This is a genomic window from Streptomyces sp. SCA2-17 (genome assembly GCF_044336695.1).
This window is the reverse complement of the sequence record NZ_CP117521.1, coordinates 2,118,944-2,143,970: the sequence shown is the minus strand read 5'-3', so window position 1 is coordinate 2,143,970 and position 25,027 is coordinate 2,118,944. Positions and strand designations below refer to the sequence as shown.

The 25,027-nt window shown below is 71.1% G+C and carries 28 protein-coding genes, 1 tRNA gene and 1 riboswitch; of the genes, 19 read left to right on the top strand and 10 right to left on the bottom strand.

The features are described 5' to 3' along the window. The first annotated feature begins 5 nt into the window (after window positions 1–5). A complete protein-coding gene (gene rdgB / locus PS271_RS09580) occupies window positions 6–608 on the top strand; it encodes an RdgB/HAM1 family non-canonical purine NTP pyrophosphatase (RefSeq protein WP_398381542.1) in 603 nt (200 codons plus the stop codon). A 53-nt stretch (window positions 609–661) separates the two neighbouring features. Here the strand turns inward: rdgB and PS271_RS09575 are convergent. Both PS271_RS09575 and PS271_RS09570 read right to left on the bottom strand, forming a co-directional pair. Then, a tRNA-Leu gene (locus PS271_RS09575) sits at window positions 662–745 on the bottom strand. Between the two features lie 80 nt (window positions 746–825). Next, window positions 826–2,358 carry an MFS transporter gene (locus tag PS271_RS09570; protein WP_398381541.1) on the bottom strand — a complete coding sequence of 511 codons (1,533 nt, stop codon included), beginning with the start codon at window positions 2,356–2,358 and terminating at the stop codon, window positions 826–828. Window positions 2,359–2,605: 247 nt separating this feature from the next. On the opposite strand from PS271_RS09570, the gene PS271_RS09565 reads away from it, so the two are divergent. After that, entirely contained in the window at window positions 2,606–3,139 is a 534-nt protein-coding gene (locus PS271_RS09565) for a hypothetical protein (protein WP_398381540.1), read from the top strand. After that, window positions 3,139–4,407: a sensor histidine kinase gene (locus PS271_RS09560; RefSeq protein ID WP_398381539.1), complete on the top strand. Its 1,269-nt coding sequence runs from the start codon at window positions 3,139–3,141 to the stop codon at window positions 4,405–4,407. Before PS271_RS09565 ends, PS271_RS09560 begins: the two co-directional genes overlap by 1 nt. A 31-nt stretch (window positions 4,408–4,438) precedes the next feature. On the opposite strand, the gene bcp is transcribed toward PS271_RS09560, so the two are convergent. Then, window positions 4,439–4,906: a thioredoxin-dependent thiol peroxidase gene (bcp, locus tag PS271_RS09555; protein ID WP_398381538.1), complete on the bottom strand. Its 468-nt coding sequence runs from the start codon at window positions 4,904–4,906 to the stop codon at window positions 4,439–4,441. A gap of 141 nt (window positions 4,907–5,047) precedes the next feature. Between bcp and PS271_RS09550 the strand changes: the two genes are divergently transcribed. The 3 genes from PS271_RS09550 (at window position 5,048) to PS271_RS09540 (ending at window position 6,262) form a co-directional block, all read left to right on the top strand. Continuing rightward, the gene (locus tag PS271_RS09550; RefSeq protein WP_398381537.1) at window positions 5,048–5,368 is read left to right on the top strand and encodes a DUF3618 domain-containing protein; all 321 of its coding nucleotides are present in this window, start codon (window positions 5,048–5,050) and stop codon (window positions 5,366–5,368) included. 160 nt (window positions 5,369–5,528) lie between these two features. Further along, a complete protein-coding gene (locus PS271_RS09545) occupies window positions 5,529–5,831 on the top strand; it encodes a GroES family chaperonin (protein WP_058046871.1) in 303 nt (100 codons plus the stop codon). Between the two features lie 14 nt (window positions 5,832–5,845). Beyond that, a riboswitch (guanidine-III (ykkC-III) riboswitch) is annotated at window positions 5,846–5,910 on the top strand. A gap of 31 nt (window positions 5,911–5,941) precedes the next feature. Beyond that, window positions 5,942–6,262: a DMT family transporter gene (locus PS271_RS09540; RefSeq protein ID WP_398381536.1), complete on the top strand. Its 321-nt coding sequence runs from the start codon at window positions 5,942–5,944 to the stop codon at window positions 6,260–6,262. A gap of 98 nt (window positions 6,263–6,360) precedes the next feature. Here the strand turns inward: PS271_RS09540 and PS271_RS09535 are convergent, their stop codons facing one another. Next, the gene (locus PS271_RS09535; RefSeq protein ID WP_398381535.1) at window positions 6,361–8,718 is read right to left on the bottom strand and encodes a transglycosylase domain-containing protein; all 2,358 of its coding nucleotides are present in this window, start codon (window positions 8,716–8,718) and stop codon (window positions 6,361–6,363) included. Window positions 8,719–9,105: 387 nt separating this feature from the next. On the opposite strand from PS271_RS09535, the gene PS271_RS09530 reads away from it, so the two are divergent. Next, entirely contained in the window at window positions 9,106–9,789 is a 684-nt protein-coding gene (locus tag PS271_RS09530) for a DUF1707 SHOCT-like domain-containing protein (protein WP_398381534.1), read from the top strand. Window positions 9,790–9,837: 48 nt separating this feature from the next. Here PS271_RS09530 and PS271_RS09525 read toward each other — a convergent pair whose 3' ends face one another. Then, entirely contained in the window at window positions 9,838–11,163 is a 1,326-nt protein-coding gene (locus PS271_RS09525) for an SGNH/GDSL hydrolase family protein (protein WP_398381533.1), read from the bottom strand. A 303-nt stretch (window positions 11,164–11,466) separates the two neighbouring features. Here PS271_RS09525 and PS271_RS09520 point away from each other — a divergent pair, with 303 nt between their 5' ends. From PS271_RS09520 to PS271_RS09500, 5 genes are all read left to right on the top strand, one after another. Then, window positions 11,467–12,843, top strand: coding sequence for a DUF445 family protein (locus PS271_RS09520; protein ID WP_398381532.1), 1,377 nt, complete (start codon window positions 11,467–11,469; stop codon window positions 12,841–12,843). 194 nt (window positions 12,844–13,037) lie between these two features. After that, on the top strand, window positions 13,038–13,235 hold the full coding sequence (locus PS271_RS09515; protein WP_398381531.1) for a DUF3311 domain-containing protein: 198 nt from the start codon (window positions 13,038–13,040) through the stop codon (window positions 13,233–13,235). Window positions 13,236–13,276: 41 nt separating this feature from the next. After that, window positions 13,277–14,737, top strand: coding sequence for a sodium:solute symporter family protein (locus PS271_RS09510; RefSeq protein ID WP_398386775.1), 1,461 nt, complete (start codon window positions 13,277–13,279; stop codon window positions 14,735–14,737). A gap of 345 nt (window positions 14,738–15,082) precedes the next feature. Further along, the gene (locus PS271_RS09505) at window positions 15,083–16,189 is read left to right on the top strand and encodes an amidase domain-containing protein (protein ID WP_398381530.1); all 1,107 of its coding nucleotides are present in this window, start codon (window positions 15,083–15,085) and stop codon (window positions 16,187–16,189) included. A 125-nt stretch (window positions 16,190–16,314) separates the two neighbouring features. Next, entirely contained in the window at window positions 16,315–17,172 is an 858-nt protein-coding gene (locus tag PS271_RS09500) for a fumarylacetoacetate hydrolase family protein (protein WP_398381529.1), read from the top strand. Between the two features lie 290 nt (window positions 17,173–17,462). Here PS271_RS09500 and PS271_RS09495 read toward each other — a convergent pair whose 3' ends face one another. Both PS271_RS09495 and PS271_RS09490 read right to left on the bottom strand, forming a co-directional pair. Continuing rightward, window positions 17,463–17,696, bottom strand: a complete 234-nt coding sequence (locus PS271_RS09495; RefSeq protein WP_398381528.1) for a DUF397 domain-containing protein — start codon at window positions 17,694–17,696, stop codon at window positions 17,463–17,465. After that, the gene (locus tag PS271_RS09490) at window positions 17,693–18,733 is read right to left on the bottom strand and encodes a helix-turn-helix domain-containing protein (protein ID WP_398381527.1); all 1,041 of its coding nucleotides are present in this window, start codon (window positions 18,731–18,733) and stop codon (window positions 17,693–17,695) included. The genes PS271_RS09495 and PS271_RS09490 overlap by 4 nt, the downstream gene beginning before the upstream one ends. Here PS271_RS09490 and PS271_RS09485 point away from each other — a divergent pair. The 3 genes from PS271_RS09485 to PS271_RS09475 all read left to right on the top strand — a co-directional run bounded on the left by PS271_RS09485 (window position 18,635) and on the right by PS271_RS09475 (window position 20,872). Beyond that, window positions 18,635–19,285: a DUF6255 family natural product biosynthesis protein gene (locus PS271_RS09485; RefSeq protein WP_398381526.1), complete on the top strand. Its 651-nt coding sequence runs from the start codon at window positions 18,635–18,637 to the stop codon at window positions 19,283–19,285. The two genes, PS271_RS09490 and PS271_RS09485, sit on opposite strands and share 99 nt — an antisense overlap. Before the next feature lie 933 nt (window positions 19,286–20,218). Beyond that, complete coding sequence (locus PS271_RS09480) at window positions 20,219–20,641, top strand: peptidase inhibitor family I36 protein (RefSeq protein WP_398381525.1); 423 nt, start codon at window positions 20,219–20,221, stop codon at window positions 20,639–20,641. An 84-nt stretch (window positions 20,642–20,725) separates the two neighbouring features. After that, window positions 20,726–20,872, top strand: coding sequence for a hypothetical protein (locus PS271_RS09475; RefSeq protein ID WP_398381524.1), 147 nt, complete (start codon window positions 20,726–20,728; stop codon window positions 20,870–20,872). 32 nt (window positions 20,873–20,904) lie between these two features. On the opposite strand, the gene PS271_RS09470 is transcribed toward PS271_RS09475, so the two are convergent. Further along, on the bottom strand, window positions 20,905–21,894 hold the full coding sequence (locus PS271_RS09470) for a helix-turn-helix transcriptional regulator (RefSeq protein WP_398381523.1): 990 nt from the start codon (window positions 21,892–21,894) through the stop codon (window positions 20,905–20,907). Window positions 21,895–21,987: 93 nt separating this feature from the next. Between PS271_RS09470 and PS271_RS09465 the strand changes: the two genes are divergently transcribed. Next, complete coding sequence (locus PS271_RS09465; RefSeq protein WP_398386773.1) at window positions 21,988–22,413, top strand: VOC family protein; 426 nt, start codon at window positions 21,988–21,990, stop codon at window positions 22,411–22,413. Here the strand turns inward: PS271_RS09465 and PS271_RS09460 are convergent. Then, window positions 22,407–22,802 carry a winged helix-turn-helix transcriptional regulator gene (locus PS271_RS09460; RefSeq protein ID WP_398381522.1) on the bottom strand — a complete coding sequence of 132 codons (396 nt, stop codon included), beginning with the start codon at window positions 22,800–22,802 and terminating at the stop codon, window positions 22,407–22,409. The genes PS271_RS09465 and PS271_RS09460 overlap by 7 nt on opposite strands. A 59-nt stretch (window positions 22,803–22,861) precedes the next feature. Between PS271_RS09460 and PS271_RS09455 the strand changes: the two genes are divergently transcribed. The 3 genes from PS271_RS09455 (at window position 22,862) to PS271_RS09445 (ending at window position 24,439) form a co-directional block, all read left to right on the top strand. Beyond that, complete coding sequence (locus tag PS271_RS09455) at window positions 22,862–23,467, top strand: NAD(P)-dependent oxidoreductase (RefSeq protein ID WP_398381521.1); 606 nt, start codon at window positions 22,862–22,864, stop codon at window positions 23,465–23,467. Beyond that, window positions 23,464–23,895, top strand: a complete 432-nt coding sequence (locus PS271_RS09450; RefSeq protein WP_398381520.1) for a nitroreductase family deazaflavin-dependent oxidoreductase — start codon at window positions 23,464–23,466, stop codon at window positions 23,893–23,895. The genes PS271_RS09455 and PS271_RS09450 overlap by 4 nt, the downstream gene beginning before the upstream one ends. A gap of 112 nt (window positions 23,896–24,007) precedes the next feature. After that, window positions 24,008–24,439, top strand: coding sequence for a hypothetical protein (locus tag PS271_RS09445; protein WP_398381519.1), 432 nt, complete (start codon window positions 24,008–24,010; stop codon window positions 24,437–24,439). A 64-nt stretch (window positions 24,440–24,503) separates the two neighbouring features. On the opposite strand, the gene PS271_RS09440 is transcribed toward PS271_RS09445, so the two are convergent. Continuing rightward, window positions 24,504–24,941 carry a hypothetical protein gene (locus tag PS271_RS09440; protein ID WP_398381518.1) on the bottom strand — a complete coding sequence of 146 codons (438 nt, stop codon included), beginning with the start codon at window positions 24,939–24,941 and terminating at the stop codon, window positions 24,504–24,506. Window positions 24,942–25,027 lie beyond the last annotated feature (86 nt).

The following is a 25,027-nucleotide window of genomic DNA, read 5'->3' as shown; positions in this document are numbered from 1 at the left end:
ACCCCATGAAGCGCCTGATCCTCGCCACCCGCAACGCCAACAAGGTCACCGAGCTCCGCGCCATCCTGGAGGCCGCCGGCCTCGGCGTCGACCTGGTCGGCGCCGACGCCTACCCCGAGATCCCCGACGTCAAGGAGACCGGCGTCACCTTCGCCGAGAACGCCCTCCTCAAGGCCCACGCCCTCGCCCGCGCCACCGGCTTCCCGGCCGTCGCCGACGACTCGGGCCTGTGCGTCGACGTCCTCGGCGGCGCCCCCGGCATCTTCTCCGCCCGCTGGGCCGGCCGCCACGGCGACGACAAGGCCAACCTGGACCTGCTCCTGGCCCAGCTCGGCGACATCGCCGGCGAACACCGCGCCGCGCACTTCGCCTGCGCCGCGGCCCTGGCCCTCCCGGACGGCACGGAACGCGTCGTCGAGGGCCGCCTGGAGGGCACCCTCCGCCACGAGCCGGCGGGCGGCGGCGGTTTCGGCTACGACCCGATCCTCCAGCCGCTGGGCGAGACCCGCACGTGCGCCGAACTGACGGCGGACGAGAAGAACGCGATCAGCCACCGCGGCAAGGCCTTCCGCGCCCTGGTGCCGGTGGTCCGCGAGCTGCTGGGCTGACGACGCAAGCCGAAGGGCCGTCCCGCTTCGGCGGAACGGCCCTTCGTCGTCTGTGCGGCCGGAGGGACTCGAACCCTCACGGGTGTTACCCCACTGGGACCTAAACCCAGCGTGACTGCCAATTCCACCACGGCCGCCAGGTGCTGACCATGGTATCGGGCGGCCCGCCGGCCCTGTAGCCGGATCGGGCCAAGCCGGCCGAACCGGCCGCCGGTGGTCAGAACTTCGGGTCGGGTGACTGGGATGTCACGATCTCTTCGGCTTCTTCCCGCGTCGCCACCGCCGGCGGCGAGCCCTCCAGCGGCTGCCGGGCCGTCTCGCGCATGAAGGCGACGGCGATCATGCCGATCAGGGCCGCGCCCGCCGTGTAGTACGCGGGCGTCATGTCGCTGCCCGTGGCGTGGATCAGGGCCGTGATCACCAGCGGGGTCGTGCCGCCGAAGAGGGACGTGGAGAGGTTGTAGCCGATGGCGAGGGAGCCGTAGCGGACCTGGGTGGGGAAGAGGGCGGGGAGGGCGGCGGACATCGTGCCCAGGAGGCACACCAGGGGCAGGCCCAGCATCAGCATGCCGCCGAAGACGGCGGGCAGGCTGCCCTGTTTCAGCAGCAGGAACGCCGGGGCCGACAGGACCACGAAGCCGCCCATACCCGCCATCAGCAGCGGCTTGCGGCCGACGCGGTCGCTGAGCCGCCCCACGCACGTGATCACCGTCATCAGCAGCGCCATCGTGGCGATCAGGATCACCAGGCCGTGCGCGTCGTCGTAGCCGAGCTGGTCGGTCAGGTACGTCGGCATGTACGACAGCAGCATGTAGTCCGTGATGCCGTACGCACCGGCCAGGACCACGCACAGCAGCAGCCTCGCCCACTGGGTGGTGAAGATCTGCCTCAGCTCGGTGCCCCCGCCGCCCGCGTCCTCCTCCGCCGCCAGCTTCTGGAACGCCGGCGTGTCCTCCAGCCGCAGCCGCAGGTACAGGCCCACGAGCCCGAGCGGCCCCGCGACGAGGAACGGCACCCGCCAGCCCCAGTCCGCCATCGCCGTGCCGCCGAGCGCCGACGTCATGGCCGTCACCAGGCCCGCCGCGCCGATGTAGCCCGCGAGGGTGCCGCATTCGAGGAAACTGCCGAAGTAGCCGCGGCGCTTGTCGGGCGCGTACTCGGCGATGAACGTCGCCGCGCCCCCGTACTCGCCGCCCGTCGAGAAGCCCTGGAGCATCCGGAAGCAGATCAGCAGCACCGGCGACCAGAAGCCGATCGCCGCGTACGAGGGGATCAGGCCGATGGCGAAGGTGCCGGAGGCCATCAGCACCATCGTCAGGGCCAGGACGCGCTTGCGCCCCACCCGGTCGCCGAGCGGGCCGAAGAACATCCCGCCCAGCGGCCGGACGAGGAAGGCCACGGCGAAGGTCGCCAGCGACGACAGCAGCCGCACCGTGTCGTTGCCCGAGGGGAAGAAGACGTCCCCGAGGGTGACGGCGAGATAGCTGTAGATGCCGAAGTCGAACCACTCCATGGCGTTGCCGAGCGCGGCCGCCTTGACCGCCCGTCTCACCGTCCGCTCGTCCGTGACGGTGATGTCCGTACGCCGCAGCCGGGGGTTGCGGCGGCGGGCGACGGCCCGGAAGAGCGCCGGGTGGCGTCTGACCGCGGCCGGGTCGTGGCCGTTGCCATGCCCGTTGGCATGTCCGTTCGTATGCCCGTTGCCGTTCCCGTTTCCGGTCTCGGCTTCCGTGCTGCTGCCGTTGGGCACGGCTCGGCCCCCTCACGCTTCGGCGGTGACGTACGTACGCGCCTGCGTCTGCGCGCTGCGCCGCCGCTCAAACCGGTGCGCCCCCCGAGAGGGATATTGGTCACGCCCGGCGGCCGCCCCGCCGGGCAGGGGGCGGCGGAAGCTGATATAGGCATGAAGGGAACGCGCGGCCCGATTTCACCGTCCCTCACAGCGGGGACGCACAGCCGGACCCGTAAGACGTGCAGGACACCAGAGAGAGAGGCCGATGGCCGACCGTGTGGCGCCCCGCCGGCCCGGCATGCGCACCGCCCTGGCGATCTTCGCGGTGGTGGCGGTGCCGGCCGTCGGCGGCGTGTGGGTGAGCGCGGCCGGGGAGCGGTCGGACGCGGTGGCCGACGCCCCCAAGACGGCGGCGGCGCAGAAGTCGTACCCGCCCCAGGACCCGCAGCCGGCGAAGGCCGAGGACACGCCGGCGCCGCAGGAGCTGCCGGGCGTGCGTGAGTGCGGGGTCGGCAAGCCGGTCGTCGCGCCGAAGATCATCACGCTGAACTGCTCCAACGCGGGCGTGGTGGCCAGCGACATCAAGTGGGACTCCTTCGACGCCGACGGCGCGGACGGCTCCGGCACCGTGCTGGTCTCGGGCGCGGCGGGCAGCGGCGCCCCGGCCTCCTTCCCGGCGCGGCTGCGGCTGTACGACGTCAAGAAGGTCGACGGCATGACGGCCTTCACGGGCATCGAGGTCAGTTACACGCGGGCCACCCCCCATGCGAAGGCGAAAGAGGTGTACACGATCGCGTGATGGGTATCCGTGGCCGGATCGCCCTCGCGATCTCCTTCGTCACCGCGCTCGCCGTCGTGGTGCTGGGGCTGGCCGTGCACCACATCTCCGCGGCGGAGCGCGACCGGCAGGCCCAGGCCTACCAGGACGACCTGCTGAGCTCGGCCCTCCAGATCTACCAGCGCGACAGCACGCTCGCCCTGGGCGCCCAACTGGACGACGCCGCACTGCCGTTCCCGCTGGCCAAGGCCGCGGCGCGGGGCCGCTCGGGCACGTACATCAGCGGCGGGGAGGACCCGCGGGTGTGGGCGGCCACGGCCGTCGGCGGCGACAAGGTGCTGTCGGTGTCGGCCCCTTACCCGGACCGCGATCCGCTGATGACGGCGCTGGACAGGGCGCTGCTGGTGGCGGGCGCGGCGACGGTGGCGCTGATGGCGGTGGTCGCCTGGTTCGTGGCGCAGAGCCTGTCGCGGCGGCTGCGGCACAGCGCGGCCGCGGCGCGGCGGATCGCGGCGGGCGAGCCGCCGGACGCGGAGGCGCTGGCGGCGGGCGGCCGGGACGAGGTCGCGGAGCTGGGCCGCTCGGTGCACCACATGGCGACGTCGCTGGCGGCGCGGGTGGAGGCGGAGCGCGAGTTCACGGCGGACGTGGCGCACGAGCTGCGCACGCCGGTGGCCGGGCTGGTGGCGTCGGCGGAGCTGCTGCCGCACCCGCGGGCGGTGGAGATGGTGCGCGAGCGCGCGCAGACGATGCGGGTGCTGGTGGAGGACCTGCTGGAGGTCTCCCGGCTCGACGCCGGCCGCGAGCGCGCCCAGCTGGACGCGGTGGAGCTGCCGTCGCTGGTGCGGGGCATCGTCAAGCGGGCGCGGGGCCAGCGCGGGGTGGACGACGTGGCGGTCGAGGTGGTCGGCGAGGGCCGGATCGTGGCGACGGACGCCCGCCGGGTCGAGCGCATCCTCGTGAACATCCTGGCCAACGCGGCGAAGCACGGGAAGCCGCCGATCGAGGTCACGGTGGAGGGCACCCGGATCGTCGTACGGGATCACGGTGACGGCTATCCGCCGGACCTGGTGGACCAGGGCCCGCGCCGCTTCCGCACGGCGGCCCCGGAGCGGGGCACGGGGCACGGCCTGGGGCTGACGATCGCCGTGGGGCAGGCGGTGGTGCTGGGTGCGCGGCTGGAGTTCGGCACGGCGGAGGGCGGGGGCGCGCGGGCGGTCCTGGAGCTGCCGGAGTCGGAGCCGGACGCGGAGTCTCCTACGGAGGACGGGAACGCCGGACGGGCGTGATTCCTCCGCGCGCCCGCCCGGCGGCCGGGATCTACAGCCCCAGATCCTTGATGATCTTGGCGACGTGCCCCGTGGCCTTCACGTTGTAGAGCGCCCGCTCGACCCGGCCGTCCTCGTCGACGATCACGGTCGACCGGATGACGCCCGTGACGGTCTTCCCGTACAGCTTCTTCTCGCCGAACGCGCCGTACGCCTCCAGGACCTTCTTCTCGGGGTCGCCGACGAGCGTGACCTTGAGGTCCTCCTTCTCGCGGAACTTCGCGAGCTTCTCCGGCTTGTCGAGGGAGACGCCGATGACCTCGTAGCCGTGGCCGGCGAGGAAGTCGAGGTTGTCGGTGAAGTCGCAGGCCTGCTTGGTGCAGCCGGGGGTCAGCGCCGCGGGGTAGAAGTAGACGATCACCTTGCGGCCCTTGCGGTCCGCGAGCGAGACCGGGTTGCCGTCGGCGTCGGGAAGGGTGAAGGCGGGGGCGGTGTCGCCGGGCTGCAGTCGCTCGCTCATGGCTCTCCTCGGGTCGTGGGCCTGCGTCCCGAGCGTAGCCACCGGCCTGATCGGGGGTGCCGCGGGGCGCGGGGTCCGGTGAGCTGACAGACTGTCCTAATCAGTCATCATCACTCTTATCGAGACGACGGAGGCAGCGCGGTGTCGGAAGCCAGGACCCCTGCGCAGATCGAGGCGGACATCGCCCGCCGGCGGAGCGAGCTCGCCGTGACGCTCGACGAGATCGGCGTGCGCATGCACCCGGCCACGATCATGGGCGACGCGAAGGCGAAGGTCGCCGCGAAGGTCGACCACACCGCGGGCCGCGCCTGTGCCACGGCGCACCGGCTGGTGGCGGACGTGAAGGCCCGCTTCACGACGGAGGAGGGCGCGCCGCGCCTGGAGCGGATCGTGCCGGTGGCGATGGTCGCGGTGGGCGTGATCGGCCTGATCACGGTGTCCTCGCGCAAGCACAAGGCGTAAGCAGAGGCGTACGCGCGGGGCCCGGGCGGGACGTAGGCGGGCGTGGGCGGGGCGTAGGTCACATCCGCGGATCCGCGATCTATGGCCGCGGGGCCGGGCGCGGGCGGGTACGGTCATCTGCGTGAGTACGAACCCCACCCACGACAAGCTGCCCATCCGGATGCTGCACGACCGCGTGCTGGTCCGGACCGACATCCCGGAGGGCGAGCGCCGGTCCTCCGGCGGCATCGTCATCCCCGCGACGGCGGCGGTGGGCCGCCGGCTGGCCTGGGCCGAGGTCGTGGCGGTCGGGCAGAGCGTACGGACGGTGGAGCCGGGCGACCGGGTGCTGTACGACCCCGAGGACCGCGCGGAGGTGGAGGTCCGGGGCGTGGCGTACGTGCTGATGCGGGAGCGCGATCTGCACGCGGTGGCGGCGGAGCGGCTGGAGGGCTCCGAGGACTCGACGGGCCTGTACCTCTGAGTGTGCTCCGCGTGAGTTTGCTACGGTCGTAGACACCCGACGAGACGCGCCGTACCGGGTCACGACAAGACGACGCACCCCTGGAAGCTCTACTCCACGGAGGTGCCGTCATGGCATGGGTCCTGCTCGCCGTCGCCGGTCTGCTCGAAGTCGGCTGGTCGATCGGCATGAAGTTCACCGAGGGGTTCACGCGGCTGTGGCCGAGCGTGTTCACCATCGCGGGTATCGCCGCCAGCATGCTGCTGCTGTCCCAGGCGGCGAAGACCCTGCCCATCGGGACGGCCTACGGCGTGTGGGTGGGCATCGGCGCGGCCGGTGCTGCGGTCCTGGGCATGCTGGTCCTGGGCGAGCCGGCGACGGCGGCGCGGATCTTCTTCATAGCGCTGCTGCTGGTGGCGGTGGTGGGCCTGAAGGCGACCTCGGGCCACTGACGGGCTGGGGGTCCGGGGGTTACCCCCGGGAGATTGCAGCATAGCGCTGCTGCTGGTGGCCGTGGTGGGCCTGAAGGCGACCTCGGGCCACTGACCGCTCAGTAGTCGAGCAGCCCCCCGTCCAGCCCACCGCCCTTCGGCTCGTTCGGAAGGAACGTGGGCAGCCCCGGGATCGACGGCGGCCCCGTCGGCGGCCGGGTCGGGAAGCCCGTGGGCGGCCCGGTCGGCGGCAGCGGCGGGAACGACGGCTCGGGCGGTGTCGGCGGCGCCGGGATCGAGGGCGGCGCGGAGGTCGTCGGCGGCGCCGGGATCGTCGGCTCCATGGTGGGCATCCGGGCCCCGCTCTCCAGCTCCAGGTCGAAGTCCTTGACCGACGTGCCGGAGAGCGCGGCCCGCGTGTACGAGGCCCAGATGTCGGCGGGGAACCCGCCGCCGTTGATCCGGGCCTGCCCGGCCGCGCCGTAGAGCGATTTGTGCTCGCCGGTGTCGGAGTCCTGGCCCATCACGGCGACGACGGTCGCGAGGTCGGGGGTGAAGCCCGCGAACCACGCCGCCTTGTCGTCCTCCGCGGTGCCCGTCTTGCCGGCCGCGGGCCGCCCCGCGACCTGCGCGCCCCGCCCGGTGCCGTTGTCGACGACGCTCTCCAGGACGGAGGTGGTGGTGTCGGCGGCGGTGCGCGTGACGGCCTGCTTGACGTCCTGGTTCGGCAGCGGCACGACCTCGGCGCCCTTGGTGACCTTGTCGACGAGGGTGTACGCGCCGTGCCGCCCGTGGTTGGCGAGCGTCGCGTACGCCTGGGTCATGTCCAGGACGCTGGCGTTGGCGACGCCGAGCGCGATGGAGGGGTTGGCGTTGAGGTCGGGGGTGTTGGCGGGGATGCCGAGGTCGACGGCGGTGTCCTTGACCTTGGCGGGTCCGACGTCCTGGGCCATCTGCGCGTAGACGGCGTTGACGGACAGGTCGGTGGCCTTGGTGACGGTGAGCTGCCCGTACGAGACGTCGTCCTCGTTGGCGGGGGCGTAGCCGACGGGCCCGTTCGGCCCCTGCACGGGACGCTTGTTCGTGCCGTCGTAGAGGGTGAAGGGGGTGATGGTGCGCCCGTCCTGCGTGGACGCGTCGTTGGCCACGGCCGAGGTGAAGACGAACGGCTTGAAGGTGGAGCCGACCTGGAAGTCGCGGCGGGTGGCGTTGTTGACGAACTGCTTGGTGTAGTCGATGCCGCCGTAGAGGGCGACGACGCGGCCGGTCCGCGGGTCGACGGAGGCCCCGCCGGCCCGTACGTACCGGTCGACCTTGCGGTCGTCGCTGAGTTCGTCCATCAGCTGTTTCTGCACGGCGTTGACGAAGGCGTCCTGCTTCTTCTTCTCCACGGTGGTGGTGATGCGGTAGCCGCCGCGGGCGAGCGTCTGTTCGTCGACGACCTTGTTGGCGGTGAGGTAGTCCTTGACCGCCTCGACCAGATAGCCGCGCTGGCCGGACATGCCGAGCCGGGCCCGGGCCTTGCCGGGCGCCGGGAACTTCATGGCGGCGCGGTCGGCCTGGCTCAGCCACTTCTTCTTGACCATGCCGTCGAGGACGTAGTTCCAGCGGGCGGTGGCGCGCGCCTGGTTCTCGGGGTGGGCGCCGACGTCGTAGAGGCCGGGGGCGTTGAGGAGGGTGGCGAGGTAGGCGCCCTCGGCGGTGTTCAGCTTGTCGGAGTCCTTGCCGTAGTAGGCCTGCGAGGCGGCCTGGATCCCGTAGGCGTTGCGGCCGAAGTAGCTGGTGTTCAAATAGCCTTCGAGGATGTCGTCCTTGCTCTCCTCGCGGTCCAGCTTGATGGCGATGAAGAATTCCTTCACCTTGCGGCTGATCGTCTGCTCCTGGCCCAGGTAGTAGTTCTTGACGTACTGCTGGGTGATGGTGGAGCCGGACTGCTTGCCCTTTCCGGTGACGGTGTTCCAGGCGGCGCGCAGCATCGCCTCGGGGTTCACGGCGGACTCGGAGTAGAAGTCGCGGTCCTCGGCGGCGAGCACGGCGTGCTGCACGTCCCGGGGCACCTTGCTGAGCGGCACGCTCTCGCGGTTGACCTCGCCGTCGCGGGCCAGCTGGCTGCCGTCGGCGTAGAGGAAGACGTTGCTCTCGGCGACCGCGGCCTGGTTGGCGGCGGGGATCTGCACGAGCATGTAGCCGGCGATGAGGCCGGCGGCGATGAGCAGGACGACGAGCAGGATGCCGCCGACCACCATGCGCCAGGTGGGCAGGAGGCGGCGCCAGCCGGTGCGGCGGGGGCGGCCGGTGCCGTTCCCGCCGGGCCCCCGGTCGCCGTTGCCGCCGTCGCCGGGGCGGCGCGGCCGCCCGGGCTCGCCCGGCCTGCCGCCGTGACCGCCGCGACCCGGGCCGTCGCCGGCCCTCGGCGCCCAGCCCGCCGGTGCGCCCCGGCCGCCCCCGGCGGCCCGCTGTGCGTGCTCGTCGCTCATGTCTGTAGGGACTCCTCGGCCGCCGCCGTTGGTTCGGTCACGGCAGCGCGGTCTCGTGTCGGGCGGTCCGCGTGGTGCGCTGTATTTCGTACACGTTGTGCACCGCGTCGAACACTGTCGCATCATGCGTTCCGCGCCAATGGCGCGTACCGCACACAGGCCTGCCCGGCTCGGCCGTCCGGCGGCAGGCCGCCCACTCCGGCGGGTGAAAAACCGGTGGCCGACGCTTTTCCGGTTCAACGACGGGATGCGGTACGAGATGCGCCCGTGCGGGGCCGTTGCGGTGAATGTCCCCTATCGGTCTCAATCGGGCTCCTTTCCGTGTCCTGCCCGTGTCCTGCCGGACGAGGGCCCGGAATCGGGAAATCCGCTCGCTACGCTGTTCGTATGATGAGCGAACTTCCTGACATGCGCGCCTCGGACGCCGAGCGGGAGCGCATCGCCGAGGCCCTGCGCGAGGCCGTCGCCGAGGGCCGGCTGACGATGGAGGAGTTCGAGGAACGCCTGGAAGCGGCCTACAAGGCCCGGACGCACGGCGAGCTGGAGCCGCTCGTACGGGACCTGCCGGCGCCGGGCGGCGGCACGGCCGTCTCCCTCACCAAGGCGGCGAGCGCGCCCGCCCCGGCCGGGGAGGACTGGGCGGGGCGGATCGGCGGCGGGCCCGTGAGCGGCAGGGTGGCCATCGGCGTCATGGGCGGCTTCCAGCGCAAGGGCACGTGGACGGTGCCGCGCCGGTTCACCACGTTCGCCTTCTGGGGCGGCGGCGAGATCGACCTGCGCGAGGCGCGCTTCGAGGACGGCGAGATCGTCATCCGCTGCATCGCGATCATGGGCGGCATGCAGGTCATCGTGCCGCCGGACCTCGACGTGCACGTCGGCGGCGTCGGCATCATGGGCGGCTTCGACGACAAGGCGTCGGGCGCGGGGACGCCCGGCTCCCCGCGCGTACGGATCACCGGCTTCGCCTTCTGGGGCGGGGTGGGGGTGGACCGGAAGGAAACGAAGGGGGAGCGGAGGCGCCGCCTTCGCGAGGAGCGGCGCCAAATCAAGAAAAGCCCGTCCGGCGATTGAGGACACCGCGCGGTAGCGCGGAAGGGGCCCGGGGCAAAGCCCCGGGCGTCACAGCGCCGCCGCGGCCTGACCCTTGAGCGCTTCGAGATCCAGCGCCTGCGCCATCGCCTCGTACCCGGCGTCGCTCGGGTGCAGGTGGTCCCCCGAGTCGTACGCCGGGAGCAGCCGCTCCGGGGCGGCCGGGTCCCGGAGCGTGCGGTCGAAGTCCACGACGGAGTCGAAGACGCCGCCCGAGCGGATGATCTGGTTGACCCCCTGCCGCGTGACCTCCTGCCGCTGCACGGCGCCCTTGTGCCCGTGGAACGGCATCAGCGTGGAGCCGACCACGCGCAGTCCGCGCTCGTGCGCGCGCCGCACCATCGACCGCAGCCCGTCGATGATCTGCTGCGGATTGTCGACCTGCGGCTTGCGCAGGATGTCGTTGACGCCGAGCGCGATGACGACGACGCGGGCGCCCGTACGGCCGAGCACGTCGCGGTCGAAGCGCGAGAGGCCGCTGAGGTTGTTCGCGGTCGGCGAGGGGGAGTTGCTCAGCAGTATGCGGTTGCCGCTGATGCCCTCGTTGAGGACGCCGTAGCGCGGCGCGCCGGGCTCCGTGCGCAGCCGGGCGGCCAGGAAGTCCGTCCAGCGGTGGTTGAGGCCGGGGGAGGACGTCACGCCGTCGGTGATGGAGTCGCCGAGCGCGACGACGGCGCCGTGCGCCTCCTGCGTCCACACGTCGACGCCCGAGACGTAGCGCCAGTACGGCGTCTTGGTCGTGTACGCCGTGCCGAGCGGCTCCTCGGCGTGGTCGCCGCGGGCGATGAAGGAGGTCTGCCGGGCGCTCGCGTGGTAGGTGACCGGGCCGGACGGGGTCGGCGAGTACGTGGTGACCAGCAGGTCGGCCGCGGCGGGCACGGCCATCCTGACCGGGTCGCTGATCAGGGACCCGCCGACCGGCACGGTGGCCGTCGGCTGCCCGGCGAACGTCAGCCGCTGCATGCTGCCGGGCACGGCGGCCGGCGAGCCCGGGGCCGCGGCGACGGCGAGCGAGGCGTGGGTGACGGCGAGCGGCACGGTGCCGTAGAGGTTGGAGAGCTGGATGCGCGCGCCCGTGCCGCCGATGCTGGTGTGGACCACGTTGCGGATGGACATGCCCGCGAAGCCCTTGGCGGTGTTCGGCTCGGCGGCCGCCGGCGCGGTGGCCCAGGAGCCCACCCACTGCCCGGAGGCGGCGGGCTCGGCGGAGCCGCGGTTCTCGTGCGAGCCGGTCATGGTCCGCCCGTCCCGGCCGCCGGTCCCGAGGAATATCGCGGTCGAGATGACGATCACCACGGCCGCCAGCGCGGCGAGTACGGCGTAGGCCGTACCGCGGGGCAGGGGTGGCCTGTTCATTGCGGGTGTCTCCTGCGATGAGGCGGAGCGGGCAGCTCCGGTGCGGAACCGGGGACGAAAACAGCGACTGATCAGCAACAGCGCCCTCGCGGTCCGATCGCCGTTCCATGATCCCACGAGGGCCTCGGGGCGCGCTCGCGGGGAGCGGCCGTCGGTCCGGTGGATCACGCAACGTGTCACATGCGACTTGTCAGACGCGGGGAACTCCCGGTCCGTTCCAGGAGTAGGCCGGGTAAGGAGAAAGCACGGAAGCCGGCCGGGGACGGGCGGCGCAGGTGGAACGGGTGGTAACGGGTGGTGCGGATGAAACGGTCGCCTGAGGGCGAGCGCGGGGGAGGGCCGGGTGGCGGGGGGCCGGACGGCGGAGGGGAGGGCGGTGGAGATACCGCCGAACGGGTGATGCCCGCTCCGCTGGGCGCTCTCACCTACAGCGCCGCGGACGAGGAGAAGCGGCGCGGCGTCCGCCGGATGAAGGCCCTGGCCACGGGCCTGCTGCTGACGGTCGCACTGGTGTACGGATTGGCGAAGTGGGGGCAGTCGGCGGGCGCGGGGGCCTGGACCGGCTACGTGGCCGCCGCGGCCGAGGCCGGCATGGTCGGCGCCCTCGCCGACTGGTTCGCCGTCACCGCCCTCTTCCGGCGGCCGATGGGCCTGCCCATCCCGCACACCGCGATCATCCCCACCAAGAAGGACACGCTCGGCCGCAGCCTCGGCGACTTCGTCGGCGAGAACTTCCTCTCCGGGGACGTCGTCCGCCTCCGGCTGCGCACCGTCGGCATCGCCTCCCGCCTCGGCACGTGGCTGTCGCACCCCGAGCACGCCGACCGCGTCACCGCCGAACTGGCCACGGCGGTGCGCGGCGCGCTCACCGTCCTGCGGGACTCCGACGTCCAGGCCGTCGTCGGCGAGGCCATCACGCGGCGCGCCGACGCGGCCGAGGTCGCGCCCGGCATCGGCGCCATGCTGGAGAAGGTCGTCGCGGACGGGGGCCACCGGCGGGTCGTGGACCTCGTGTGCGTCCGCGCCCACGACTGGCTCGTCGCCCACGGCGACTCCGTCATGGGGGCCGTCACCGGCGGCGCGCCCGGCTGGACGCCCCGCTTCGTCGACCGGAAGGTCGGCGAGCGCGTCTACAAGGAACTGCTGCGGTTCGCCGCGGAGATGCGGGACATGCCGGATCACCCGGCGCGCGGTGCGGTCGACCGTTTCCTCGCGGACTTCGCGCGTGACCTGCAATCCGATACGGACACGCGGGCGCGGGTGGAGCGGCTGAAGTCCGAGATACTCGGCCGGGGCGAGGTCCAGGACGTCATCGCGTCGGTGTGGGCGTCGGTCCGCGCCATGATCGTCGCGGCGGCGGAGGACGAACGGAGCGAGCTGCGGCTGCGGGTGCGGGCGGGGATCCTCTCGCTCGGCGCGCGGATGGCGGGCGACGAACGGCTGCGGGCGAAGGTCGACGGCTGGCTGGAGGACGCGGCGGTCTACGTCGTGACGACGTACCGCGACGAGATCACGTCGCTGATCACGGACACGATCGCGAGCTGGGACGCGGACCACACGTCCCGCAAGATCGAGGCCCACATCGGCCGCGACCTCCAGTTCATCCGCATCAACGGCACGGTGGTGGGTGCACTGGCGGGGCTGTGCATTTACGGCTTGACGCGGGGGTTGGGGGGCTGAGGCGTTGGGGCGGAGGCCGTCGGTCAAGTTCCGGCGGTGGGCCCTCCGGGGTGGGGGGTCGGGGCCGCCCGGTCAAGGGCCGGCCCAGGCCCTTGAATCCGCCGCGACGGCGATCCGCCCCCACCGGGGACACCGGCGGTGCCGGACAACCCCGGGACGTACGTCCCGAAGGCCCGCCCGGTTAGGGTCACCCCGTGTTGAAACGCCCCACCTTGACGTGGCTGCTCGCCCCGTACGCCCTCTTCCTCGCGGCCCTGCCGCTCGTGGACCGCGTGCGTCCCACCGTCCTCGGCCTCCCCTTCCTCTTCTTCTGGCTGCTCGCGGCCACCCTCCTCACCCCCGCCGCCGTCTTCCTCGCCTGGCGGGGCGACCGCAAGCGAGGCCGCGTGTGAGCGGCGACGCGGCGGTCGCGACGACCGTCTTCGGCGTCTTCATGGCGCTCACCGTGGCCCTCGGCCTCCTCGCCGTCCGCGGCCGGGGCCGCACCACCGGCATCGCCGAGTGGTCCGTGGGCGGCCGCAGCCTCGGCACCGTGTTCATCTGGGTGCTGATGGCCGGCGAGGGCTACACCAGCTTCAGTTACCTCGGCGCCGCCGGCTGGGGCTACAACCACGGCGCCCCGGTCCTCTACGTCATCGCGTACATGTCCTGCGGCTACGCGATCGGTTACGTCGTCGGCCCGACCCTCTGGTCGTACGCCCGCCGCCACGGCCTTGTCACCATCACCGACATGGTCGCCCACCGCTACGGCCGCCCCTGGCTCGGCACGGCCGTGGCGATCCTGGCGACGATCTGCCTGCTGCCGTACATCCAGCTCCAGATCACCGGCATGGGCGTCGTCGTCTCCACCATCTCCTACGGCGCCATCAGCCTGAACTGGGCCTACTTCATCGCCTTCGCCGTGACGACCGGCTTCGTCGTGGTCAGCGGCCTCCGCGGCAGCGCCTGGGTGTCGGTGCTCAAGGACGTCCTCGTCATCATCACCCTCGCCTTCCTCGCGCTCTACATCCCGAACCACTACTTCGACGGCTACGGCCCCTTCCTGGACCGCCTCGTCGCGGAGAAGCCGGAGTGGCTGACGCTCAACGGCCACGGCGGCAGCGGCCTCGACGCGACCTGGTTCGCGACCACGAGCTTCCTCAACTCGCTGACGGTCGTCATCTTCCCGACCACCGTCGCCGGCTACCTCGGCGCCCGCAGCGCCGACGCGCTGCGCCGCAACGCGATGCTCCTGCCGTTCTACAACGTGCTCCTGTTCGTGCCGATGCTGCTCGGCATGGCGGCCCTCTTCGTCGTACCGGGCCTGACGGGCGCCGGCTCGAACCTCGCCCTCTTCAAGCTCGTCGTGGACTCGCTGCCGGCGTGGGCGGTCGGCGTCACGGGCGTCGCCGCGGCCCTCTCCTCCATCGTCCCGATGGCCGTCTTCATGCTGGTCATCGGCACGATGTGGGGGAAGAGCGTCCTCGGAACGGTCCCCGCCCTCGCCGGCCGCCCGCGGCGCCAGCGCCTCGCGGCCCAGGTCGTGGTGGTCGTGGCGGGCGCCCTCGCGCTCGTCCTGACGTACCTGACGCCGAACACGCTCGTACGCCTCTCCCTCATCTCGTACGAGGGGATGGCCCAGCTCGTCCCCATGGTCCTGCTGGGGCTGATGTGGCGTCGGCTGACGCTGTGGGGCGCGGTGAGCGGCCTCGTGGCGGGCGGCGCGCTCGTCTGCGCCCTGGTCTTCACGGACCACGACCCGCTGTGGGGCGTGAACGCGGGCGCACTCGCGCTGGGCGTGAACCTGGCGGTGGCCCTGGCCGTCTCCCGGCTCGGCCCGAAGGACGCCGACGACCGCCCGGACGAGGACGTCCTGGCGACGGACCCGCGACCGGAGGAGTCGGTTCCGGCATAACGGGCGAATGACCCGATTGCTTGGGCGGTCACGGCACTCGCATGAGCAAAAGCGAAGGGAAATTTTCGGGCGCTACGGCAAGTAGGCGTCTATGCCCGTGTGCTGACGAATGGAGACCAGACCGACGATCCCGACTCGTCGGTCTGGACCAATTTTGACCGTGCGTGTCCAGGCGTTGTTCGTGCGTGTTCGGGAGATAGCGCACATCCGTCTAATGGTCACCCGTACCACTGGTAATCCAAGGTTTGTGCGAAGATTCCGTCCCCGGTCCGCTCGGACCGGGCGACAAGGGGAAACATCGTGCACATAACGAGATTCAGAGCCGCTGTTGGGGCGGCTGTGACGGTGGCCGCCACGGCCGCTCTCCTGCCCACGTCGGCCGCGTTCGCGGCGGGCAAGCCGGACTCCCGCACCGCGGACAGCGCCACGGTCGAAGCCTTCGGCCGAATAGCCGACGCCGTCCTGAACGACCGCACCTCCGTCCTCCTGGACACCCGCTCGACGGCCGGCCGCAAGGCCACCAAGCTCGACGGCAAGGTCCGTCTCTCCTCCGGCCTCTCCAAGGCCGAGGACACCGGACTGTCCTCGCTGAAGACCCGCAAGGCGTGGCTCGCGGCCCTCGGTGAGGCGTACACGGACGCCGACACCAAGACCTCGGTCGACAAGACCACCGTCAAGGGCAACCGCGCCACCGTCCGTGTCACCGAGACCACGGTGCTCACGTACAAGAAGATCCGTGGTGACGAGCCGTCGACCACCGGCTTCACCGCTCACCACGAGCTCAGCTTCTCCCTCGGCAAGGGCGGGAACTGGGAGCTCACGGGCATCCGCCCGCAGGACGACGGCCCCGGCGCCATCAACGAGCCCCGCACCGCGGTGGCCGCGACCGGCAGCATCGACCTCAACGGCAGCCCGGCTTCCACCCGGTACCCCGGCAGCAGGAACGCCAAGCCGAAGGACCTGACCCCCGCCAAGGGCGGTCTGGACTACAAGGCGATGGCCGCCTACGCCGAGAAGTACTGGCGCAACTACAACCCCGCCTACCGCAGCTTCAACGTCGCGGGCGGCGACTGCACCAACTTCATCAGCCAGTCCCTGAAGGCGGGCGGCTGGAAGGACGTGCCGGGCTCCGACACCTCCGACTACCACAAGTGGTGGTACAACAAGTCGACCCAGACCGACTCCTGGGTCGGCGCCAACGAGTGGGCGTGGCACACGCTCTCCGGCAAGCGGGCGACCAACCTGCCGAACGTCTACCAGATGGACGTCGGCGACATCCTGCAGATGGACTTCGACGGTGACGGGTCCAAGGACCACTCCATGATCACCACGTACCGGAGCCGGATGGGCGTCCCGTACCTGACGTACCACTCCACCAACACCTACCGGAAGTCGGTCGCGAGCATCATCGCGTCCTACCCGGGAGCGGTGTACTACGCCTACCGCACGTGACGCGGCGTGGGCCGTGGCCCGGGGGTACTGCTCCCGGGCCACGGCCCACATGTATTCGCTAACTCACTGTTCGCAGTCCGAAACGTCTCTTGCGGAGACCGGCTCCGCTCTTGGACGATCAAGCGATGAAACTGCTGCGTGTGGGGCCCGCGGGGGCGGAACGCCCGGCGCTGCTGGACGAGGACGGCACGATCCGGGACCTGTCAGCGCTGGTACCGGACATCGACGGCGCCCTGCTGGCCGACCCCTCCGCCCTGGACCGGATCCGCGCCGCGGTCGGCGCCCGGATTCTTCCCGCTCTCGACCCGTCAGGGCTACGGTTCGGGCCGCCCCTCACACGGATCGGCAAGATCGTGGGCGTGGGCCTGAACTACCGCGGCCTGGCCGCGGAGACCCGGTCCGTTGTCCCGTCCGAGCCCGTCCTGTTCCTGAAGGCCGCGGACACGGTCACCGGCCCGGACGACACCGTGCTCATCCCCTGGGGAAGCGAGAAGACGGACTGGGAGGTGGAGCTGGGCGTCGTCATCGGCCGCACGGCGCGCCGCCTGGAGTCGGAGAAGGCGGCGATGCGTGTGGTGGCCGGCTACCTGGCCGCCAATGACGTCTCCGAGCGCGAGTACCAGTTCGACCGCGGCGGCGCGTGGGTCAAGGGCAAGAACTATGAGACGTTCACCCCACTGGGCCCGGTGCTCGCCACGGCCGACGAGATCACCGACCCGCAGGACCTGCGGCTACGGCTGTGGGTCAACGGTCAGCTGAAGCAGGACGGCACGACGGCCGACCAGATCTTCCCGGTGGGAGAGCTGATCCGCTACGTCAGCTCCTTCATGACCTTGCACCCCGGGGACGTCATCCTCACGGGCACGCCGGCAGGCGTGGCCCTGGCCCACCCGGAACCGAAGCCGTATTTGCGGGCGGGGGACGTGGTGGAGCTGGAGATCGAGGGTCTGGGGCGGCAGCGGCAGGTACTGAAGGAGTGCTGAAGGACGCGTAGGCCGCTGCGCTCGGCGTGTACGGCGAGGTTTTTGCTCCCCTTGCGGGCATATTTTTAGATATGCGCAGGAGGAAGACTGCGGCAACGCTGGCCGCGCTGGTGGTGACAGTGGGTGTGGTGCTGGTGTGCGCGTTCACGTTGCCGGGGGCGGCGGCCCCTGCGCCCCGGGCGCGCCACGTCGCCCCCGACGGACGGACACTGGTACGCAACGGCACCCCGACGGGCGGCGACACGCTGCTGACGGGGGCGGCGATGGTGGCGCTGGGCGCGGGGCTGGCCCTAGCGGTCCTGGTGCGCAACCGGCCGCGTCAGCGGGCCGGTTGAGCGTATGGAGTGGATGAAGGTGGTCCACGCGCGGGGGGTGAAGGTGAACGCGCCCCGGGGGCGGTCTTTGCTGTCGCCTATGGCGACGAGCCGCTCCTCGGTGGGCTGCATTTCGATGCAGCCCGCGTTCTGGGCCTCGCTGTAGGAGGACTTGCGCCATCCATGGGCGGGCAGGTCGTGGCGTATCACGTGCGGCTCGCTTCCTGTTCGAAGTCGTTCGCGATCGAGGTAATCAGCTCGATGGAGAGTTGTGCTGACAGGGCCGAGGCTTGGATGTTCCCGAAGACCTTGCGGTATTTCGCCACCTGGGCATCATCCTCCAGGTACAACTCACCGTCGAGTTGGGGAACATGGACGACCTCAAGGTCCATTGGGCCCGGGTACGAGTAGAGGTTGAACGAGCCTCCGGTGCATGCGTACGGGTTCCGCCTGAACGGGATGATGTGGATCGTGATGTGCGGAGACTGGGTCGCGGCCAGTAGGCGTCGGAGCTGGGCAGCCATGATGGCGGTACTGCCCATGTGCTGATGGAGTACGCCCTCCGGCAAAAGGCAGACGTACTGCGGAGGGTTCTCACGCTCGAAGACGCGCTGACGCTCCATACGGAATTTTACGTAGAAGTCGAGTTGCTCGTCGGTCGGCGGATCAGGAGCTCCGGCCATGACCGTCCTGGCGTAATCCGGGGTCTGCAATAGGCCTGGGACAACCTCTGCCTGGTACACCTCGATCTTGGCCGCGTCATTCTCAAGCAGCAGGGTCTCCTTGAACCCTCCGGGCAGCATCTCGTGGTACTGGGTCCACCAGTTCCTCTTTCGCTCCTCGGAAGCCAGCGCGGTCAGCCAGTCCCGGGTTTTCCGCCTCTTCACTCCGTAGAGGTCCATCAGTGCGTTCAGCTGTAGGCGAGTGATGCGCTGACAGCCGGTCTCGATGCGGCTCACCTTGGAGTTGTCGCCGTCGATCGCCTTGGCTGCCTGTGCGACCGTCACGCCCGCTGCCACCCGTGCATCCTTCAGCGCTGCGCCCAGTTTCCGCCGCCTGGCGGTGCGCTGTGCCTGCTGTCCCACCATGACCTCCTGACCTGCAATTTGCAGGGCTGCAATTTGTAGGGCTGCAATTTGGGGTTTGAAATGGCTCTGGAAATAGGTGCATTGTGGGGTGGCGTCCGGGGGAACTCGCGAAAGGATCAGGGGAATGGCATACCGGAACGGGGCGTTCGTCGTAGACACCCGGGATGGCCGGATCGTACAGGTCATCGGGGGAACGGGTGGGCGGGTTCGGGTACGTCCACCCGGTGGAGGTACAGAGACGGAAGTACCGTTCGTCGCACTGCGATTGGCGACCAGCGCGGAGCGGGCCGCCGCACGGCGGAACCCGGAAACGTACAGGCGACCGCGGATGGCGGAATGCCAGGACTGCCCGGCGCTGGAAGCGGCGTGGTGGGAGGCCGAGTCGGGAGGGGACAAGGCCAAAGCGGCGGAGGCACTCGTCGCGGCGAGGCGGCACTGGAGGTCGCACATGGCGGAGGCGGAAGGGGCGCCCGCATGAGGGTCCGTTGTATCCACGCCGAGGGCTGGACGTACCCCGCACCGGGGGAACAGCGTTGCCGAACGTGCGGAACCGTCCGTTTCACGGACTACGGCGCGTTGCGCCCCCCGGGCCTGCCGCAAGCGCTCACCCCGAAACCGCGGGACGCGGACAAGGCGGACCGCACCGCGGCAACGCACATCGCGAACGCGCCCCGCAGCGTGGCGTGGTGGGGGCTGACACCCGTGGCATAGGTGCGGGTCAGAACAGGCTGGCAGCGGGGGGAGGGGTGGGGGGCGCGGGCACGTCGGGTGTCCGACGCCCGGTGGGTGGTGGGCCGCCGTACTCCTGCCGTCACGGATGCACGAGCGTGAGGAGACCTCCCCATCAGCCTGGGCTGATGGGGAGCGGGCTGCTGCCGCGATGTGGTTTCTCCCGTCGTGGGCGTTCCACTCACTTGTTCGCCGTCGTGGCTGAGCGGCCGGGTGCGGGAGGGTGGGGGTTGGCGCCCTCTCGGCGCGGAAATCCACCGGCGGGACGGGACTGCGCGGCGTACAAGTGGCCAGGGAATGGCAGCGGCACGCCTCACCGGTCCCACCCGGCCGCCCGCGCCTCCCTGACCCCAGCCCCACTCCACCTTCCAGTCGCCTGCGCAACCACAAAACCTGGCGCGCCTAGTGGAACGCCCACGACGGCAGGAACCACATCGCGGCAGCAGCCCGCTCCCCCTCAGCCCCATCGCATGCGCACGGTCTCCTCACGCGCCCGCATCAGTGACGGCAGGAGTACGGCGGCCAACCACCCACCGGGCGACGGGCACCCGACAGCCGCAAGCCCCCCACCCTCCCCCGCTGCCAGCCTGTTCTGACCCGCGCCCAACCCACGGATCCCAGCCCACCCCCAACCCGCACTAACCCGCACCCGCCCCACGGATCCCAGCCACTGGCCGGCCACCTCACCCCGGAACTCGGTGGACGCCACGTCCGGGGTCGGAGGTCAGCCTGTTCTCACCCGCACCAACCCACGGACCCCCCCCGCAACCGCGCCCGGCGCCATGCGGCCTGGCTGTCAACGTTGGTTCCGTAGCGCCCCCGTTCGCGTGAGTGGCCACACCCCGCGCTCAGATCAGCGGTTAAGCGGACCGGCAGCGGGAGTCATCCCGAACCGCAACCCATCAGGAGACAGCAATGTTCCAGCGCATGGCCTCGGCGGCGATCGGCGTGGCCCTCGCGGCCGCGGGAGTGCTCGGTACGGCCGGGGCGGCCGGGGCGGCGAGTGCGTACGGGGAGCGCGCGGTGCCGAACAGCGAATGCACCACAGGCAGCATTTGCTTCTGGTCGGAACCGGATTTCCACGGAGAGAAGACGGTGTACAAGTCGGCGCTGGTCGAGTGCACGCGGATCGTCAAGCCGTCCGCGGACGCGCCGGAGCGCCTCATGACCGCCAGGTCGGTGAAGAACCGCACCGACCGCACCGTCGTGCTCGGGTACAAGGACCCGAGCTGCCTGATCCCGGTCAGCCTCACGTCCGCGCACACGCCCCTCCACCTGACGCCGCTGGCCGACAACGCGGACCTGGGCGAGGGGATTGAGTACATTCGCACCACCTGACACCGGCGGCGCTACGCTCGGGCGGGTGACTGATCATGGAATCGCGTTCCCGGTGAACCGCCGGCACTACGGCGAAGAGTCGTGATGACCGGGTCGGACGAAACCACTGACGACGACGTACCCCGCTGGATGCTCGTCGTGTCGGTCGTGGCCGACCTGCTGCTCACCCTGCTGACGTCCGGCGGGCGGAGCCGCAGCGGCGGTGGCAGTGGCGACGGGGGCGACGACTAGGTGTGCCGTCTCATGACATTGATTCCTCGCGGTCAGGCCTGGCGAGCGTAGGACGCGAGGCGGTCGGCGAGCGCGGTGACGAGGCCGCGTAGTTCATCGGGGCGCTCGATGACGAACGGCCGGTCGAGTGAGGCGAGTACGGGAGGCAACCAGTCGAGCCGCTCCGCCCGCAGCTCGACGCGCAGCCAGCGCTCGGCCGCCCGGTCCTGGCCTGCCGCGGGCTCGTGCTCCTCCAGGCTCGCGATGCCGGCGGGCAGGCGGGCGCGGATCTGCTCAGCTGTCCCGTGGATCCGCAGGGTCACCTCATGCCGGTACTCGGCCGTGGCGAACGCTGACAACACGCGCTGTGCCGGGCCGGGACCCACGGGCGCTTCGAATGTGCCGGGCAGGGTCCGCGCGTCTGCGATGCGATCGAGCCGGAGGGTTCGGTCCTCGCCGATCCGGGCGTCCTTGCCCGTGACGTACCACCGGCCCGCATGGGCGACGATCCCGTACGCGTGCAGTGTGCGTTCGCTGCGCCGTCCGTCGCGGTCGGTGTAGCGGATCGAGACCGGTCGGTGGTGGTGCACCGCGTCGGCGATGGTGAGCAGGGTCCCGGCGTCCGGGGTGTCGAACTCTCCGGGCTGTTCCGTGAAGGCGAGGGATTCCAGGAGGGTGTCGAGCCGGCGGGCGATGTGCTGGGGCAGTACCCGCCGGATCTTCGCCGTTGCCGTCTCGTTTGCCGTGTGCTGCGTCGTCGTCAGCCCTGTTCGGCGGCCGGCGACCAGGCCGAGGAGCACGGCCAGCGCCTCGTCGTCGCTGAGCATGAGCGGAGGCAAGCGGTACCCGGGAGCGAGCCGGTATCCGCCGTAGCGGCCGCGCACCGATTCCACGGGCACGTCGAGGTCGATCAGCTGGCCCACGTAGCGCCGCACGGTGCGCCCTTCGACGCCGAGCCGGTCGGCGAGTTCGGCCACCGTCCGGACGCCGCCCGACTGCAGCAGCTCCAGGAGTGTCAGCACGCGGCCGGTGGGTCGTGGCATGTTCGCAGCCTAACGCGAATACAGGACCGATTCTGTCCACTATTTCTCCTAGCCTGCGACGTGCACGCCTCCAGCACGGCCAAGGAGATTCCCATGGACTTCGTCTCGATCCGCATCATCACCAGCGACGTCGCACGCCTCGTCGAGTTCTACGAGCGAGCCACAGGGGCGCGGGCGACGTGGGCCACCGAGGACTTCGCCGAACTCAGTACCGGGGGCGCAACCCTCGCGATCGCCGGCACCCGCACCGTCCCGCTGTTCGCCCCGGGATCTGCCCGCCCGGCGGACAACCACAGCGTGATCACCGAGTTCCTCGTCGACGACGTGGACCGCGTTCACCAGAACCTGACCGGCTTCGTCACCGACTTCGTCACCGAGCCCACCACGATGCCCTGGGGCAACCGGTCGCTGCTGTTCCGCGACCCCGACGGCAACCTCGTCAACTTCTTCACCCCCGTCACCCCGGCGGCCATCGAAAAGTTCGCCCGCCGACGCCACGACCAGAGCGCAGATCAGTGATCAGCCGCCACCGAAAGGCTCGCCTCCTGCGCGTCGATCAGCTCGTCCCAGTGCTCGCGCGTCCACTCGCAGGCCGCGTCCAGGGGGCCCAGCAGGCCCCGGCCGAGCGGGGTCAGGGCGTACTCGACACGGCGCTCCGTGCCCTCGTACTCCTCCCGTGCGACGAAGCCGTCCCGTTCCAGCCTGCGCAGGGACTGGCTGAGCGATTTGGAGGTGACGCCACGCAGCGGGACCTTGAGCTCCGAGAACCGGCGGGGGCCGTCCTGGAGGCAGCGCAGGATCAGCGTGGCCCACTTGTCGCCCACGCGGAACGGCACGAGAGGGGACGGGCAGACGGGGTCGAACATCTCGGGGTCCAAGGGGGCCGTTCCGGCCTGCGGCTTCGTCATGATCCACACCGTAGGGCGGTATCCGATCGGAAACCAGCTCTCGGCCTACGCTCCCGTCCATGGACGCACAGAGCAGCAGAATCATCGTCTTCGGGGCGGGTGGCCGTGTCGGCCGGGCGGCCGTGGCGGAGGCCAGGCGGCGGGGCCACGAGGTCACGGAGGCCGGGCGGGCCGACGGGAAGGTGACGGACCCGGAGGTCGTGGCGCGGCTCGCGGCCGGGCACGATGCGGCGATCGTCGCCGTGTACGACCCGGGGGCGGCTCCCGGCGAGTTCTTCCCCGCCGTGGCCCGCGCCCTCGCGGAGGGACTTCCGGCGGCCGGGGTGAAGCGGCTGGTGTCGGTCGGGCTGGCGTCCGTACTGCCCACCGTGTCCGGGGACTTGCTGATGGACACTGCCGGGTATCCGCAGGAGTGGCGGGAGTTCTACGTCGGCCACGGCGCCGGCACCGAAGCGCTGCGGGCGGCCGCGCCGGAGGCGCTGGACTGGGTGGTGCTGAGCCCGGCGGGGGACTTCGACCACGAGGGGGAGCCCTCGGGCGGGTACGCGCTCGCCCCGGCGGCCGCCGACAGCCGGATCACGCCCGGGGACTTCGCTCGCGCGCTGCTGGACGAGGTCGAAGACCCGGCCCTGCACCGGACCCACGCGGGGGTGTCCGCAGCATGACCGACACGGTCCACGACAGCCCGGCACCCTGGGTCGCCGACCACATCCGCCGCTTCGAGGAGACCGGTGGCCGCCCCCGGCCCGGGGTGGCCGACCTGCTCCTGACCACCCGGGGCCGCAAGTCCGGCCTGCTGCGCCGCACGGCGCTGGCGTACGTCCGGGACGGGGACGCGTACGTCCTGACGGCGTCCAACGCGGGCGCGGACCGTCACCCCGCCTGGTACCTGAACCTGCTGGCCACGCCGGAGGTGACCCTCCAGGTCGGGGCGGACACCTTCCCGGCGACCGCCCGTCCGGCCACGGCGGCCGAATCGGCCCGCCTGTGGCCGGCGGTGGTGGCCGCGATGCCCTCGTATGCGACCTACCGCACCGCGACGAGCCGGGAGATCCCCCTGGTTCTGGTCACCCCGGTGGGCACGGCAATCTGACTGTCCTGACTCCTCGTCAAAAACCGCGCGCACGAAACCTCACCCCCCTCATATGCTCAGCGCACTCCATTCCGGCGATCTTCCGGATGCTCACGACATATGAGGTGGAACGATGATTCTTCGCGCATTACCGCGCACCGCCGCATCGACGCTGACCGCTCTCTCCCTGGCGGGCGCCGCCCTGGCCGGTACCGCCGGCAGCGCCGCGGCGGCCGACGGGGGCGGCTGCACCGGGCCCGCGTCGCGGCAGGCCTGTGTGAGCCTGATCGACGACGGCGGGCGCGGCGGCGACATTCTTTTTACTGCCCGCAGCGACTGGCCCGAGGCCGGGGGCGACTGCCGTATGCGGCTGGTGGCGTTCGACGACACCACCGGCTGGCAGTGGGAGCGCGAGCTGCGCCGGTGCGACCGGCCGGTCGACCAGCACTACAACCTGCCGAACCCGACCGCCGGGCACCGGTACCGGGCCGAACTCCAGATCCTCCCCAACGGGAAGAACTTTGAGTTCGCACAGTTCGTGAAGAGCCCGGTGCTCACGTACTAGTCCCGTACTGGCCCCGTACTGGCCCCGCACTAGTCCCGTACTGGCCCCGTACAGTCCTCCGGCGCTACTTGAACGCGTTCCTGCCGCACATGCCGTGTGCGCTGCCGAGGATCTGCGAGGCCTGCTTCCCGGTGAGCCCGAGTTCTTCCTTGGTCTTGATGGCCTGGTCGACAAGGGCTTTCCCTTGGGCGAGGCAGAGCGCGTTGCCATGAGTGACGAGCACGTCGTCGCTGATGCGGTCCAGGTCCGGAGAGTTGTCCCGGAGCGTCTTGAGGTAGAGCTTGGCCGACAGCCCTGTCAGTCCGCGCAATTCCGCCGACGCTGACGGGCTGCCGGACGGGCTGCCGGACGGGGCGGCAGCCGGGGCGGACGCGGGCGCGGAGGACGCGGCGGTCGGTGTCGCCGAGGCGCTCGCCTCACTGTCGCCGGACGGGCCGCATGCCGAGGCGCCGAAAGCGGCGGCCGTAAGACAGACGGCGAGCAGGGGCAGACGCTTGTGCATGAATCTCCTGGTACGTAAGTGAACCGAGAGATTCTCTCTCATTTCCGGCGTGCTCCACGACGCGGGCCCATTCCCCCCATGGCTCC